A 13,321-nucleotide genomic window follows, 5' to 3' on the forward strand; every position below is an offset into this window, starting at 1 on the left:
AAAGTTATAGAAAAAAGGCACCCACCAGGATGCCTTTAAAAGTCTGCGTTGTTTCCTTGCGATCTTACTTACTCAAACGAAGGACCTGGGCTTCCTTGATTCGGAGGACTCTTTCCGTCTTGCCCAGATTCAGTTCAAAGCGGGCAAAGGGATCGTTCACTTCGGGAGTAAATTCAATCTCGATAGACTGACCGGTCTGTGCCACTTCCTTGTGTTCCGAGAAGCCAACCGCTTCGTAGGTGGAGTAGGAACCGATTCTAACCGTAATCTCGCCTTCCACTTCAGACCAGATGGTAAAGATACACTTGTACTTGACACCGGCAATGAGAGCCACATTCTCCTGCATGAGCTGAACGCTGTAGGAGTAGTTGCCACCCTTGGTCACGTTCACCTTCATGATACGGTCGCCACTCCTTTCGGTAACGATAGCGGTGTCGGCCTTGCCGCCAAGCTGGGTCTTGAAGATCCAATCGGTGGTAAAGGGAGACTTGAAGTTTCCATTGATCAAGGTGTTCTCGCCAAGACCTGCAGCGATATTCTTCCAGATGTCGTTCACGTAGTCCATGCGTTCCACATTTTCGACACCGGCCGTATCAGCTTCGCCAACTTCCAGGTACTTATAGCGCAGCGGCTGGAAGCTAGGAATGAAGCGGTTATTCAGAGAATCCCAAAGGGCCGCGTTATTCTTTTTGTCGATGAGGATAACGCCGTCAGACAAATCAGCCTTGGAGAAGTCAAGACCGTCAGCGAACTTCTTGACGCGGAACTCCACCTGCAGGTTTGCCACATTCTTCGCGGAATCGATTTCAATCTGGGAATAATGATAGCGCAACTGCAAAGCCTGGAAGTGAGACAGGCTAAAGATAAAGGGAACATACTTACCATCGCGCAGCACTCGGCCATAAACCTTGCCGGCCTTATGGGGCTTGAAGGAAACACCAATTTCCTTCAGGTAGAAGTCCGATTCAGGCAACAGGTCGATCTTGCTGAAATCTTCTTCAACAAAGGACTGTTCCGTAAAGGAAATAGGCATGGTTTCCACGTCGGACCCTTCGTAGGGCCAGACCGTCAGACCGCGGGTCAATATGGTGTCCGTCACACTGACGTAAATGCTGTTGTATGTACGGACATTCGTCAGTTCCAGTGCAAAGGTATCCAGAATCACAGCACTATCGCTGGAGGAAGCCTTTGTAAGCGCACGGGCGGCAGTACCCTTATCGTAATCCACAACAAAGCTAGCGGTAAGCGGCAGGGACACAGGTTCTTCCGGTTCCGGAAGAATGGAATCATCCGGAGTAATCACGGGAATAGAATCCTGTCCCGTGGTATCCCCATCGGCGATAGGATTATCCAGGGACGGGTTGCCAATTTCTATACCAGCGACAGACTTGTCATCGGCACAGGCGACCAACGACAAACCAGTTAGCATCAAGCTGGCGAAAGCGGCTATGGACAAAAAGAAACGCATCACACTCCTCGAGTCAGCGGGAACAGCTGAATGTTGATTTGTACAACCTCTTCAGCTTCTCCGGCTTTTGCAGAGAAATCTAGTAGTTCTTTTCGCATAAGTTGCAAATGCTTCTTCAAATTAACGAAATCAGAGCGCTTAATTCCAAAAGTCAAGGCAGAAACGTCCCTTTCGGCACCCGGAAGGTCGTTCAGCATCTTGTTTGAAAGGCTAAGCATCTGGTTGTGGTACATCTTGACCACAACATCCTGGACTTCGTCGTCGGTCGTAATCAGCGGATTACTCTGTCTATAACCGTTAGCGGTCTTTACCAGCAGACCCAACTCCAACAGCAAGTTCAGGGATTCAGTCACCTGCGCCGGGGTAATCAAGCCACGGAGACGCTTGGAAATCTGGTCGGGGATAGGACGGAAATCCTTGAGTCCCACCATTTCCAGAATTGCGGAATGATGCCATTCCTTAAAAATTCGAAGCTGAGCCTTGTCCATCTTGTGCAGCCTGGAGCGAGGGCTTGCCTTGATCAACTGGGCGTAGTAGATTTTCTTGTCTTCGTCAGTTGTTGCCTGGTTAAAGAAAACCAGACTTTCAAAATATGCGGCACGTTGATTCTCGAGACCGAGACCGTGGATAAGCTTGGTAGCAGTGTTCTTTGTGATGTTACGCTTGCCGTCGATGGCAAGTTTCAGATGAGCATGACTAGAAAGCCCGGCCTTTTCGGCAAAAAAACGCAAACTGAAGGCCGCAGTGGTCTTCTTCTTATACTCGTAATAGTCCCTAAGGTACACCCTGTAATTGGTGTACTGCAGAACATCAGGTTCTACGAGGATATTTTCTTTCCCATTTTCCATACTTAGAAAGATAGAAGAGTGCGCCTCAATATTGAAAAAATAATCTCTTTTTGTTGTTTACTCGAGTAAACATTCTGTAACCAGAAAAACAATTCCTAACCGTCGCGGGCAAGCCTTGAAAAACGGACATGATCCACGAAAATCCCGTTTTTTAGTTCAAAATCGCGACATATACCCTCTTCGCGGAACCCACAGCGGCGAGCCACCCCCTGACTTTTGGGATTTTCCACCGAGGCGAAAAGTTCCATTCGGTTTAACCGCAGAGTGTCAAGGGCAAACCTACAAAGGCACTCCAGGGATTCCGTCATGAGACCGCGACCGGTAAATTCCCTGAACAGCCAATAACTCAAGGTGGCAGAATGGTTCCCCATGTTCACGTCCATCATCAGGAAGCCTGCCAGGTTCCCGACGGAGTTTTCGGCGACGTTCGCAATGGAGTTCGAGCCGCCTTCTGCCGTTTCGAGGATCTGCCAACAGCCGCCCTGGGACAAGTGAGCCTGCAGACACCAGGAGCGGGCTCTCTTTCTAAGATCCGCAGGAGACGTTTCCGCAATCCAGGGTAAGTGTTCCAGAAGAAATTCCCGGGAACCGCAAATCTTTTGGTACAGCGCGTCAGACGCCGCCTCATCCAGTTCCCGCAGGCCAACAAGCGTTACCCGCGCCCCCTTCAGGTTCGCGGTTTCAAACACCTCGGAAAAATGTTCCTCAAAAGAATCCATGCCTTAAAGTTAGAAACTCACCACCCGACATTCCACCGTATAAAAAAAGCCGGCGCAGATATACCGCACCGACCTTTCTCTCTCAGTGTTAAACTTAACCGTAAACGTAAGCTAGAACAGCTGCAATCACGGAAAGAACGACAATCTGTTTGACAATGAAAAGTTCATGTGACTTCATATTGGTTCCTCAAGTTTTACGAATGAGAAAATACAAAGTCAATTTCAGGAAAACAACGAATGTAAGAAGATAATCACAAAAAGACATCCCGGGTGTGAACTATATCAAAACCACGGGATGCTTAACTTTTTTTTACAATTTTCGCCGTTAAAATTTCGTATTTAGGCGCGACCGTCTTACTTCCGCATTCTCTTCTTGATCAGGAACAGACCACCCACAATCATGGAAGCACCCAGGATCAACGAGATAACAGCACTGCGGGTAAAGCCCGCAATAATAAAGGTCACGAAGGAAACGCTGGCCACGTAAAGTACGTAGGGCAGCTGCGTATTCACATGGTTCACATGTTCGCACTGAGCGCCGGCGCTGGCCATGATGGTCGTATCCGAAATGGGAGAGCAATGGTCTCCGCAAACGGCACCAGCCATACATGCAGAAATAGAAATCACCATGAGGCTGTAGTCAACACCGCCAAAGGCTGCCACCACGATAGGAATCAGGATGCCGAAAGTCCCCCAGGATGTTCCCGTCGCAAAAGCCAGGAATGCCGCAATGACAAAGATGATGGCGGGCATGAAATTCATGAAACTCGCCGCACTGCCGCTTACGACACCGGCAACAAATTCCTTTGCACCAAGAGTATCTGTTACGCCCTTCAAGGTCCAGGCGAGACTCAGAATAAGAATGGCAGGAACCATGGCCTTGAAACCAGCCGGCAGACATTCCATGCACTTGCCAAAGCGAAGTACACCGCGAGACACATACAAAATAACAGTCAGTACAAGAGCAGCGAAGGAACCCAACACAAGACCGATAGAAGCATCGCTTGCACCGAACGCATCCACAAAGCCCTTGGCCTCCTTACCACTGGCAAAGAATCCACCTGTATAAATCATACCGATGGTACAAAAGACAATGAGCAGCACAATGGGGAGCACCAGGTCCATCACCTTGCCACGACCTTCAGGAACGACAGGTTCTTCCCTTTTCGCAGCAGCGATTTCAACGGCGGACTCAAACTTCTTCATGGCACCGAAATCGATTTTCCAAAAAACAACCAGGAAAATGGCAAGCAAGGTAAACAGGGCGTAAAAATTAAAGGGAATCGCCTTGATGAAAAGTCCCAGTCCATCTTCGCCTTCCACAAAGCCCGACACAGCGGCAGCCCAGGAACTGATGGGGGCAATAATGCAGACCGGGGCCGCAGTAGAATCGATAAGGTAAGAAAGCTTTTCGTGACTGACCTTGTACTTGTCGGTAATGGGGCGCATAACGCTACCCACCGTAAGGCAGTTAAAATAATCGTCAATAAAAATCAGGATGCCAAGACAGATCGTGGCCAGCTGGGCTCCCGTCTTTGTCTTGATGCGCTTCTTGGCCCACTCACCAAAGGCAGCCGAACCACCCACACGATTCATGAGGGCGACCATGGTTCCAAGAATGACTAGGAACAGGAGGATGCCTACGTTCCAGGGATCAGAGACCTTGGCTACAAGGCCATTCTTGAAAATGGAATCCAAAAAAGTCGGAAAGCTACCCTGGCTAATGAAAAGGGCGCCAATCACCACACCGGCAAAAAGCGAAGAATAGACTTCCTTTGTCAGCAAGGCAAGGGCAATAGCCACAATCGGGGGAACCAGAGCCCAGAAAGTTCCGCTAGCAAAAATCCACTGTTCCATATTAAGGTTCCTTTTCTAAACTGGCGAGGGGTTGCTTGATGCCAGATTCTTCCAGCTTTTCAAGGACGGCAATTGCGTAGTTCAAGGCATCTAGTGCCCTTGAATTGGCGTACACCTTCATATCATTCAGGGCCATTATGGCCCTTACGTTATCCATCTTTTTTTCGCTCATACAATCTCCTTTGAACGAAGTCTTAAAAATCAAACATCCTTACCGCGGTAAGCCATAATGGCCAGCACCACAAAACTCCCTGCGATGATTCCGATCAAGGGCAAGTCGGCCTGGTTCATCAGGAACATCTTGAAAAGTTTAACCGCCTGTGAACTGATGAAAGCATAACCAGCAGAACACAGGATCACGAACAAGGCGAAACGGCCCACAAAGGGCACGCTCCTGGTAATCTTCTTGAAGTAGCCATTGATGGATGCGCCATAAATCATTAGAAGCGTGGCGATGATACCCACCGAAATAGAATCCATGTGGAATCTGAGAAAGCCTGCAAACTCGTGGATGTAGTGATTCATGCCCCTAATCTAAAACAGATTAGGAAGTATGTCAACCGAGGAGTTGTCGATAAACCGCAGAGGCTTGTTCGGGAATAATTTGCGCCAGGCCTCTTCGGAATCCTTGTCCTTCTGCAGTTCCATGCGGCGCAAGGCATCGGCCTCGTTCATATTGCGGTTCTTGGTAAGGCGCTGGAGACGCACTTCTGGCGAGGCCATGACCACCCAGATTTCAGACAGATGTTCCACCAGCTCAGGGACATTCTCGAAAAGGGCGGCCTCCACAAAGTCGGGATTTTCCTTGATGAGGTAGGAAGTCAAAACCGGATAGACCAGATTTTCTAGGCGGAGTCGGGCGCCCGCATCCCTAAAAATCAGGTCGGCAAAAAAATTGCGGTTCACGCCGGATTCCGTCAGCGATTCCGGGCCGAATTCGTTGGCGATGGCTGAGCGCAATTCACCATGGTCGCGGTACAGCTGATGCACGGCCAGGTCTGCATCGATTACACGGATTTTACGTTCGCGGAGCTTGTGTCCTACGAAGGATTTTCCTGCACCAATCTGACCTGTTATACCGATCATAATTACCGCTAAAAATCAAGGGCTACTTGCCCAAGGCAATCATGCAAAGACCCGTGATGATGCCGAAGAGGGCGGCCCACTTCAGCGGACTCTTGCGTTCCTTGAACAGCACGAGACCCGCCACGAAACCAATAAGCACGCTGGAACGGCGGAACACCGTAATCAACGAAATCAAGGCATCGGGGTTGCTCACCGCCAAGAAATAACAGCGGTCAGCTACCGTCAACAGAACCGCCACCAGAAGGAATGTCCAGCGGAACTTGAAAGGCGTGGTGGTCTTGCGCTTGGGGAACCAGGTAATGGCGCAAACTGCAAATTGCCACAGAAGCATGTAGATGCTGAACCACACCTGCACCGTCGTCGGCTCGAAATCCATACGCTGCAAGATAAACTTGTCGTAGGCGCCACTGCAAGCCGCAAGCATTGTGCCCAGGACCATGCAGATCACCCAGCCGTTGCTAAAGAAATGTCCCATTTCCTTTCGGCCAGCCAGGCTCAGCGCCACATAGCTGCAAAGGCACACCGCCACACCGGCCCACTGCATGGCAAAGGGGCGTTCCCCCATCAAGGTCACCGCCAGGAAGATGGTAAAGACAGGCGCCAGCGCGCGAATCGTCGTTGCAATAGAAAGAGGCAAATGGGCCAGGGCGTTGTAAGTCAGAATCCAGCTTCCGCCCACAATCATGGCCTTACCCGCCAAAAAAAGATGACTCTGCCAGGGAAGACTCTGACAATTTCCCGTAAAAAGAACCGGAAGCATGAGCAAGGCATAAAATGCGCTGCACATGAAGAGCACGGGCCGTACAGCATTCCCCTGGACCGACTTTTTCTTGGCCAGGTCGTAAAATCCTAAAAAAATGGCCGAGGCGAGGGCCAAAATCAACCATGACATAACGCACACAATGTAGAAATCCCACTTGAAAACCCCAAGGTTTAAACTATTTTTAAGATAATCTTAACATAAAAGGAGCCCCACATGGGTATCAAAGGAAAAGCAACATCCCTGATCGAAGAATTCAAGGCCTTCGCATTCAAGGGCAACATCGTCGACATGGCTATCGGTGTGATCATCGGTGGTGCATTCGGTAAGATCGTCACTTCTTTCGTTAACGACATCGTGATGCCGGGCGTTACCGCTCTCATCGCCATGGGTGGTGCCAAGGACGCAGGCGAAGGCCTCAAGTCCCTCACCTACACTACCGAAGCTGGCGTCGCTATCCCCTACGGTAACTTCATCGGCGGCATCGTCGACTTCCTCATCGTGGCCATCGTGGTCTTCCTCGTCATGAAGAAGTTCCTGGGCTTCATGCAGAACATGCGCAAGGCTGAAGAAAAGCCCGCCGAACCTCCTGCACCGCCGGCTCCTCCTGAACCGTCTGCAGAAGAAAAGCTGCTCACCGAAATCCGCGACCTTCTCAAGAAGTAATAGTCCAACAATCAATTTGATTTTGGTCCGCGATTCACAAGCGCTAACTATGAAAAAGACTGTGGTTCAAACCACAGTCTTTTTTCGTTATAGGAAGTTCCGCTATAAACTCAGTTGGACTTCCGCATCAGCCGTAAAAGGCAAGTCTTCTTTTTGCGGAGTGGCGATCACCACCTGGCATTCCTTTTCGCGGATCAAGTCCGCCACGGCGTTTCGACGATTTACGTCCAGTTCCGCAAAGATATCGTCCAGCAAAAGTATGGGCTTGCTCAGATAGCGGGAAGCCACATCCACAGCGGCGAACCGCATGGCAAGAGCCGCAGAACGGCACTGCCCCTGACTTCCTACAGAACGCATTTCGTAACCGCCAATGCAAACCGCCAGGTCATCGCGATGAGGGCCGGCCATAGTCATCCCCTGCAGTTTCTCGACATATTCAAGGCCTGCCAGCTTGCGGGCAAAAGCCTCCCGCAAGGATTCCTCGGACACTATTTCGTCTTGCGGTTCCGCAGGAGATACTTCATCAAGTTCTTCGCCGTCCAAAAACTCGGCACCATCCAATGCATCCAATTCCTTGAGAATGGAACTCTTGTAGGCGCAGGTAATTTCGTCGACGCCACCCGAAAGCTTGCGGTAATAGCCCGTAATAATCGGAGACATTTCTTCGGTCAAGGTTAGACGAGCCGACCAGAGTTTTGCCCCCAAATCTATAAGTTGCTCCGTCAGAATTTTGAACAGATCCTCGCCGCCCACCACTTCCGCAGCAGACAATCCATTCCTTCGGTCCTGAGCGGCCTTCTTATACTGTTTAAGCCACTGGTTGCGCTGTTGCAGGACACGCTTGTAGCGGCGAAGCACCGCCCCATTGGCCGCCGACCGGTAGCACAGAATTTCATCGAGCCAATGGCGACGCACATCAGGCGCCCCGCGCAAAAGTTCAATGTCGGAAGGCTGCATAATCACCGCCGGGCAACTTCCAAAAAGTGCCGCAGCGGATTTCAGGCTTTCGCCATTTTCACGGACTTCGGCACCCCGCCTATGCACGCGGATTCCCCGATTCCTTTCCATGCCATTATCTTCAAAATGCCCCCGCAGGATCATTTCGTCGCACTTCCAGGAAATCGCTTCCTTCAGGTCCTTCGCCCTAAAGGAGAATCCTTGGGCCAGCAGGTGGATCGCCTCGAGGATCGTAGTCTTGCCGCATCCGTTAGGTCCGTAAACGACAGTAATGCCGGATCCAAGCTTCTGCTCGAACCCGGACAAGCTCCGCATACAGTTAACGGATACAAAATCAATCACGGAATGAAGCCCCTCAGGCCAAAGCTAAGAGGAGTCCAGAGGTCCGCCTCGGATTCATAGATCAAGGCGTAGTTCACGTCGAAGAGGTACTTCTTCTTGCCAATGCGGATGCGGAACTTGTAGCCCGCGCCAACAGTCCAGTCCAGGTCATCCATACCCAGGCGCAAAGTACCATCGGGAATGATTTCGCATTCAAAGCCCACGCGGCCAGTCCACACATGAAGATCCGGGTCAAAAGCCAGCAAGGTATCCGCCACCTGATAGTCAATGGCTTCCATCCAGGCATACACCGGCTTGCCCATGATGTGGGAACGGTACCCCACACCAATCTGCAGCACCTTGGGGCGAACGCCATCGGAACTGGCCACAGAGTTATCGGTGCTGGTGTTCTTGGACCACTTGGCAGAAAGATTTTCGCTAAAGCTCAAGTTGCGGATCACTACGGAAGTCGACCACTTCTCATTCCACTGACGCAACCAGCTCAAGTTCAAGGTCATGGGGCTGCGGTAATCATCCACCAGTTCAACGCCTTCGAAATATTCAGAAATTCCCATGTTGTCATAGCTCATGGAAAGAGAAAGACCGAAGGCATCTCGGCGGGTGGCACGGTAGGCAAGACCCAAGTACATCATGGTAAAATAGGGCGAAGCGGTTCCAACGGTTTCATCATCTTCGTTAATCACGTCGAAGTTCAGGTCACCGCGATAAAGCATGGCAAAACCCACACCCATACGCTTGCCGATTTTCGTTTCGAGGCCCAGAGAACCACCGGCACGATCCAGGTCGCGCTTTTCGGCATTCAAGTTGTAATTGAAATTCTCACGGAAACCCAGGATGGCCGGATTCCAGTAAGCCGCAGGCATAGAAGCCGTATCGGCAGAACCTGTATTACCACGGCCCAGTTCGCGGGTACCGGCACCCATACGTTCTACAAAACCGTCAAAACTTCCAAGTGTAGCCTTCTTGCCCGCAAAAGCAGGCATTGCGCAAAAGACACACAACAAGAGGACCAGCAACCAAGAGTGCATTCTTTCATCTCTCGTCTGCAGCGAAGCGTTTTCTCTTCTCATTACTTGCGCCCTCCCAAAGTCATGACCTTGCCCCAGCCCACGTTATCGTGGTTGTCCTTTACGCGTACATAGTAGACACCCATGGTGCAGGGGCGCCCAGCCTTGTCGTAACCATCCCAGAAATCCACCTTGGGGTTGGTGCTGCGGGAATTGTCGGCATTGCGGGGGGCATCCTTTACGATAGTGCGAACCTTGCGCATGTCGTAGCTGAACACGTCAATGGTAATCTTGGAATCCTGGCTAACCTTGTAAGACACCAGGGCCTGATCGCCAGCGGTAATCACCGAGGGCACCATGCGGACAGAACCCAGGTTGTCGCCCAGCTTGGCACGATTCAAGATGGTGTTCCAGGTCTTGCCGGAATCAGCCGAAACAGAAACGCCGTTTCCGTAGGTGGACAGAGCCAGGCCTGTGCTGTTCTTTGTCAGGGGGAATGCACAAATAGAAGTGATAATGGCGTCGCGGTCCGTGGCTCCGGTTCCATAGCCGTAAAGCCAGGTGTTCCTGCCGTCATCATCCTGTTCCCAGGCGCGGACACCAGCAGAATCCAGCTTGAAGTAGCCGCTCACAGAAGTCGCAGAGGCACCCACAGCGATAAAAGCAGTCTTTCCAAGGAATGCGATCCCGCTTACGGTATAATCGCCTTCATCATACACTTCCTTCTTTACGGTCTTTCCTGCCGTATCCAAGAAGGCCACCTTCGCAAAATCCTTGGCATCCTTTTTCAGGCGCCACAGCCCACCCTTAATGGAGCCGCTCTTTCTGTAAGAAGTTTCTGCGATAATCTGCAGAGGTTCCCCGCCAATCCAGACACCCGTCACGCGGGAAGAATCCAGGGCAGAAGAGGCCTTCTTCACAGATCCGTCAGAAGAACGTTTCCACAGCCCCTTGGAAGTAGCCATCCACAGGTCACCTGTTTCGGGGTGCAGAGCCACCGCAAAAATGTCGGGGTTCTTCTTGCTGTTAAAGGAATAGCTGGACTTGGCAGAATCAAGAGTTTTCGTTTCGAGATTCAAGGCATAAAAACTCTTCTTCGCGCTGTTTCCAGAAACATCGTAAAGGGCGAGGCCGGCGGAACCGCGGGCAATCCACATCGCCTTGGCAGAAGAATCGTAGGCAAATCCGCTGGAGGCATAAGACATGGCCGAAGAATCGGTATCCTCTAACTTTTCGGGAACCGCAAGGGGCGTCCCGTAAATTTCATCTACACCGCGAACCGAGAAGAATCCCCTGGGCTGCAGGTAGGATTCATCGTCATTCATTCCCACCATCGGGAGGACATAGCCCAACTTACCAGCAAGAATAGAAGGGGTGCGACGACGTTCAGCCATATCGTCCCAGAAAATGCTGTCGTGGACTGCGGTCAGGGAATCATCCATCTGCCCCTGAGAAGATTCAGCCAGGCGAACCGTTCCGTCGCCAGCCACATTCAAAGTCAGAAGGGTAACACCGCTATAAATATCGCCACGGGAAAACACCCACAGCTTACCCGTTTCGGCCGAAGCGTTGACATTCAGCGTGTAGTTACTGAAAAGAGTTTCGGCGGCCAGGGCGGAACCGGCAAGCACCAGGCCTGCAGCCACCAAGCCTTTTAACCTTAAAATACCTTCAGTCCATTTCATAATATAACGTCCCTTTTCTGCTATCTCATATCGATTTCATCGACACCGGGAATGGCCTTGTATCTAAAATCGCTGTCGGAAACTTTCTTCATGACCTTCAGGTTAACGATGTTATACCAGGAACCGTTTCCAGAAGGGTCCATGGTAAACAGGCGCACCGGAGAAAAATCCTTTTGAGACAGCCACACTTCCATCTGGGTGAATTGCCCCGCATACTTCGAAGGGTCCAGTTTCAGTACCCACAACTTCTGGCCACCGAAATTGCCTTCGGTCATTTCCTTGGCGTTGCAGTTCAGGTATTTAAATAGAAGCTCGGAAGGGTGCAGCTGACTGGAAAGATCCTCCACGGCCTTGATCAGGACCTGCTTCTGCTCCACATTGTATTGCCACATGTCGACACCGTCGCTATAGAACTTGATGCCGGCGATATCAAGAACAAACTTATCGCCTTCGGCCACCTTGAGGCTACCCATCTGCGATGCGATATCCGGCGAATCCGCATAAAACACCTGCAGTTTAAAATCCAGGCTCCAGGCCTTACCGGACTTGAACCAGGCCTTGGATTTTTCCATGGCCTGACTTGCAGTCAGGGCAAAAGTCACCTGGGCCAACACCAAAAGAATAGCCACCAGGAATTGGGGTCTAAAGGAACATTTTCTTATCATAGTTATCAAAATTTACAAAAATACCCCCCATAATTTGTATTTCAAATTGTTTTTATGTTGGTCTACGACATTGGATATTGCTATCTTTAGGCGTGAAAATTTAACACCCAGTATTGGAATCACTGTATGCGCAAAATGATTTTGCCCATGGTCGCAATGACCGCCGCATTTGCAACTGCCGCCGACATCGAAGTCCACGGCGACGTGAATTTTGACTACGCCAGCTATTTTGACGAGGATTTTGACCCGGTCAACGCCGGCAACCAGGATATTGACCTTTCCGTAAAGGCAAATCTCGATGAAAACGTGTCTGTCGTCGTTAGCGGAACCACCCACAGCACCCTCGGCGCCACCGAAGAAGACTCTGAAGTCCGCCACGGCAAGGCCCGCGCAACCGCCATGGGCGAAGAAGGCCGCCACAATTCCTTCGAATTCGACGGCGTACAGCTCCGCTGGGACGTTAGCCACGACGTAAGCCTGGTCTTTGGCGACATGACCTACAGCGCAGGTGCATTCAACTACTACTTCTGGCGCGATGCCTCCCGCTACGCCGTAATCATCCGCGAAGAAAGCCTCCGCGGTTTCGGTGCTGAATTCGGCAACGACAAGTACGGCCACGGCGCATTCTACTTCGGCGCCTCCGACAACACCGACCATACCATGGACTTGTTCGTCACCTATGCATTCCCCATGCTGAACCACCCCGACGAACACTTGATCCTTACCCCCAGCCTTGACTGGGTATTCGGCGAAAACATCGGCCGCCCCAACACCTACTCCCTGGGCACCGAAGTGGACTACTCCAAGAGCTACGACAAGTTCAACTACGGCATCTACGCCGTCTGGGGTCTCCACCCGTACAAGGGCAAGGGCGTACACTCCTTCTTGCTGGAACCCAGCATGAACTACGGCGTATTCAACCTGGCCATGACCTACTTCTACGCCATTACCAATAGCGAATACGAAACCGCTCCCCAGCTGTCCACCGACGACCAGAAGCTCTTCGCAATCGAACCCAGCTTTAACCTCCACAAGAAGTACACCATGGGCTTCAGCTACGAACTCCATGACCCTGACACCGAAACCAGCGGCGACAGCTTCCACTTCCTGGGCATGAACCATTACCTGTATCCCACCATGAAGACCGAACTGGTATTCTGGTACGGCTACAACTTTGGCACCAAGAGCGGTCCCTTCGGAGATTCCAAGTTCTCCCTGGGCTTCAGCGGCAAGGCAAACTTCTAAGTTCAGCTAGCTTCGC

General features: G+C 51.2%; 14 protein-coding genes. 2 read left to right on the forward strand and 12 right to left on the reverse strand.

Annotated elements, in window-relative coordinates; translation table 11 throughout:
• Window positions 1-64: 64 nt before the first annotated feature.
• From B7992_RS06975 to B7992_RS07005, 8 genes are all read right to left on the reverse strand, one after another.
• Entirely contained in the window at window positions 65-1,471 is a 1,407-nt protein-coding gene (locus B7992_RS06975) for a carbohydrate binding domain-containing protein (RefSeq protein WP_141100398.1), read from the reverse strand.
• Window positions 1,468-2,316 (reverse strand): TIGR02147 family protein, encoded by an 849-nt coding sequence (locus B7992_RS06980; protein ID WP_073237345.1) that lies wholly within the window; start codon window positions 2,314-2,316, stop codon window positions 1,468-1,470. Before B7992_RS06980 ends, B7992_RS06975 begins: the two co-directional genes overlap by 4 nt.
• A 95-nt stretch (window positions 2,317-2,411) precedes the next feature.
• The gene (locus B7992_RS06985) at window positions 2,412-3,035 is read right to left on the reverse strand and encodes a GNAT family N-acetyltransferase (RefSeq protein WP_088665892.1); all 624 of its coding nucleotides are present in this window, start codon (window positions 3,033-3,035) and stop codon (window positions 2,412-2,414) included.
• 354 nt (window positions 3,036-3,389) lie between these two features.
• A complete protein-coding gene (locus tag B7992_RS06990; RefSeq protein WP_073159545.1) occupies window positions 3,390-4,892 on the reverse strand; it encodes a Na+/H+ antiporter NhaC family protein in 1,503 nt (500 codons plus the stop codon).
• 1 nt (window position 4,893) lies between these two features.
• Window positions 4,894-5,064 (reverse strand): hypothetical protein, encoded by a 171-nt coding sequence (locus B7992_RS16615; RefSeq protein ID WP_158236688.1) that lies wholly within the window; start codon window positions 5,062-5,064, stop codon window positions 4,894-4,896.
• A gap of 29 nt (window positions 5,065-5,093) precedes the next feature.
• Entirely contained in the window at window positions 5,094-5,417 is a 324-nt protein-coding gene (locus B7992_RS06995) for a DUF3392 family protein (protein WP_073159543.1), read from the reverse strand.
• Window positions 5,418-5,426: 9 nt separating this feature from the next.
• On the reverse strand, window positions 5,427-5,978 hold the full coding sequence (gene coaE / locus B7992_RS07000) for a dephospho-CoA kinase (RefSeq protein ID WP_073286122.1): 552 nt from the start codon (window positions 5,976-5,978) through the stop codon (window positions 5,427-5,429).
• A gap of 22 nt (window positions 5,979-6,000) precedes the next feature.
• Entirely contained in the window at window positions 6,001-6,870 is an 870-nt protein-coding gene (locus tag B7992_RS07005; protein WP_073237337.1) for a DMT family transporter, read from the reverse strand.
• Between the two features lie 84 nt (window positions 6,871-6,954).
• Here B7992_RS07005 and mscL point away from each other — a divergent pair, with 84 nt between their 5' ends.
• A complete protein-coding gene (gene mscL, locus B7992_RS07010) occupies window positions 6,955-7,404 on the forward strand; it encodes a large conductance mechanosensitive channel protein MscL (protein WP_073286119.1) in 450 nt (149 codons plus the stop codon).
• Between the two features lie 102 nt (window positions 7,405-7,506).
• Here the strand turns inward: mscL and B7992_RS07015 are convergent, their stop codons facing one another.
• Genes B7992_RS07015 through B7992_RS07030 form a run of 4 tightly spaced genes read right to left on the reverse strand, consistent with a single transcriptional unit; the run spans window position 7,507 to window position 12,060 of the window.
• Window positions 7,507-8,676 (reverse strand): DNA replication/repair protein RecF, encoded by a 1,170-nt coding sequence (locus B7992_RS07015; RefSeq protein WP_088658932.1) that lies wholly within the window; start codon window positions 8,674-8,676, stop codon window positions 7,507-7,509.
• Between the two features lie 23 nt (window positions 8,677-8,699).
• On the reverse strand, window positions 8,700-9,773 hold the full coding sequence (locus B7992_RS07020) for a hypothetical protein (RefSeq protein ID WP_176421875.1): 1,074 nt from the start codon (window positions 9,771-9,773) through the stop codon (window positions 8,700-8,702).
• Window positions 9,773-11,395 carry a hypothetical protein gene (locus tag B7992_RS07025; protein WP_073237332.1) on the reverse strand — a complete coding sequence of 541 codons (1,623 nt, stop codon included), beginning with the start codon at window positions 11,393-11,395 and terminating at the stop codon, window positions 9,773-9,775. Before B7992_RS07025 ends, B7992_RS07020 begins: the two co-directional genes overlap by 1 nt.
• A 20-nt stretch (window positions 11,396-11,415) precedes the next feature.
• Entirely contained in the window at window positions 11,416-12,060 is a 645-nt protein-coding gene (locus tag B7992_RS07030) for an outer-membrane lipoprotein carrier protein LolA (protein WP_073159531.1), read from the reverse strand.
• A 126-nt stretch (window positions 12,061-12,186) separates the two neighbouring features.
• Between B7992_RS07030 and B7992_RS07035 the strand changes: the two genes are divergently transcribed.
• On the forward strand, window positions 12,187-13,305 hold the full coding sequence (locus B7992_RS07035; protein ID WP_073159529.1) for a hypothetical protein: 1,119 nt from the start codon (window positions 12,187-12,189) through the stop codon (window positions 13,303-13,305).
• Window positions 13,306-13,321: the final 16 nt, after the last annotated feature.

The sequence above is a fragment of the Fibrobacter sp. UWH1 genome, from assembly GCF_002210365.1.
In the GTDB taxonomy this organism is placed as follows: Bacteria; Fibrobacterota; Fibrobacteria; order Fibrobacterales; family Fibrobacteraceae; genus Fibrobacter.

Excerpts from the sequence above, each read along its gene's own strand:
- B7992_RS06980 (WP_073237345.1), bottom strand. The coding sequence starts at position 2,316 with ATGGAAAATGGGAAAGAAAATATCCTCGTAGAACCTGATGTTCTGCAG.
- B7992_RS06985 (WP_088665892.1), bottom strand. The coding sequence starts at position 3,035 with ATGGATTCTTTTGAGGAACATTTTTCCGAGGTGTTTGAAACCGCGAAC.
- B7992_RS06990 (WP_073159545.1), bottom strand. The coding sequence starts at position 4,892 with ATGGAACAGTGGATTTTTGCTAGCGGAACTTTCTGGGCTCTGGTTCCC.
- B7992_RS16615 (WP_158236688.1), bottom strand. The coding sequence starts at position 5,064 with ATGAGCGAAAAAAAGATGGATAACGTAAGGGCCATAATGGCCCTGAAT.
- B7992_RS06995 (WP_073159543.1), bottom strand. The coding sequence starts at position 5,417 with ATGAATCACTACATCCACGAGTTTGCAGGCTTTCTCAGATTCCACATG.
- coaE (WP_073286122.1), bottom strand. The coding sequence starts at position 5,978 with ATGATCGGTATAACAGGTCAGATTGGTGCAGGAAAATCCTTCGTAGGA.
- B7992_RS07005 (WP_073237337.1), bottom strand. The coding sequence starts at position 6,870 with ATGTCATGGTTGATTTTGGCCCTCGCCTCGGCCATTTTTTTAGGATTT.
- mscL (WP_073286119.1), top strand. The coding sequence starts at position 6,955 with ATGGGTATCAAAGGAAAAGCAACATCCCTGATCGAAGAATTCAAGGCC.
- B7992_RS07015 (WP_088658932.1), bottom strand. The coding sequence starts at position 8,676 with ATGCGGAGCTTGTCCGGGTTCGAGCAGAAGCTTGGATCCGGCATTACT.
- B7992_RS07020 (WP_176421875.1), bottom strand. The coding sequence starts at position 9,773 with ATGAGAAGAGAAAACGCTTCGCTGCAGACGAGAGATGAAAGAATGCAC.
- B7992_RS07025 (WP_073237332.1), bottom strand. The coding sequence starts at position 11,395 with ATGAAATGGACTGAAGGTATTTTAAGGTTAAAAGGCTTGGTGGCTGCA.
- B7992_RS07030 (WP_073159531.1), bottom strand. The coding sequence starts at position 12,060 with ATGATAAGAAAATGTTCCTTTAGACCCCAATTCCTGGTGGCTATTCTT.
- B7992_RS07035 (WP_073159529.1), top strand. The coding sequence starts at position 12,187 with ATGCGCAAAATGATTTTGCCCATGGTCGCAATGACCGCCGCATTTGCA.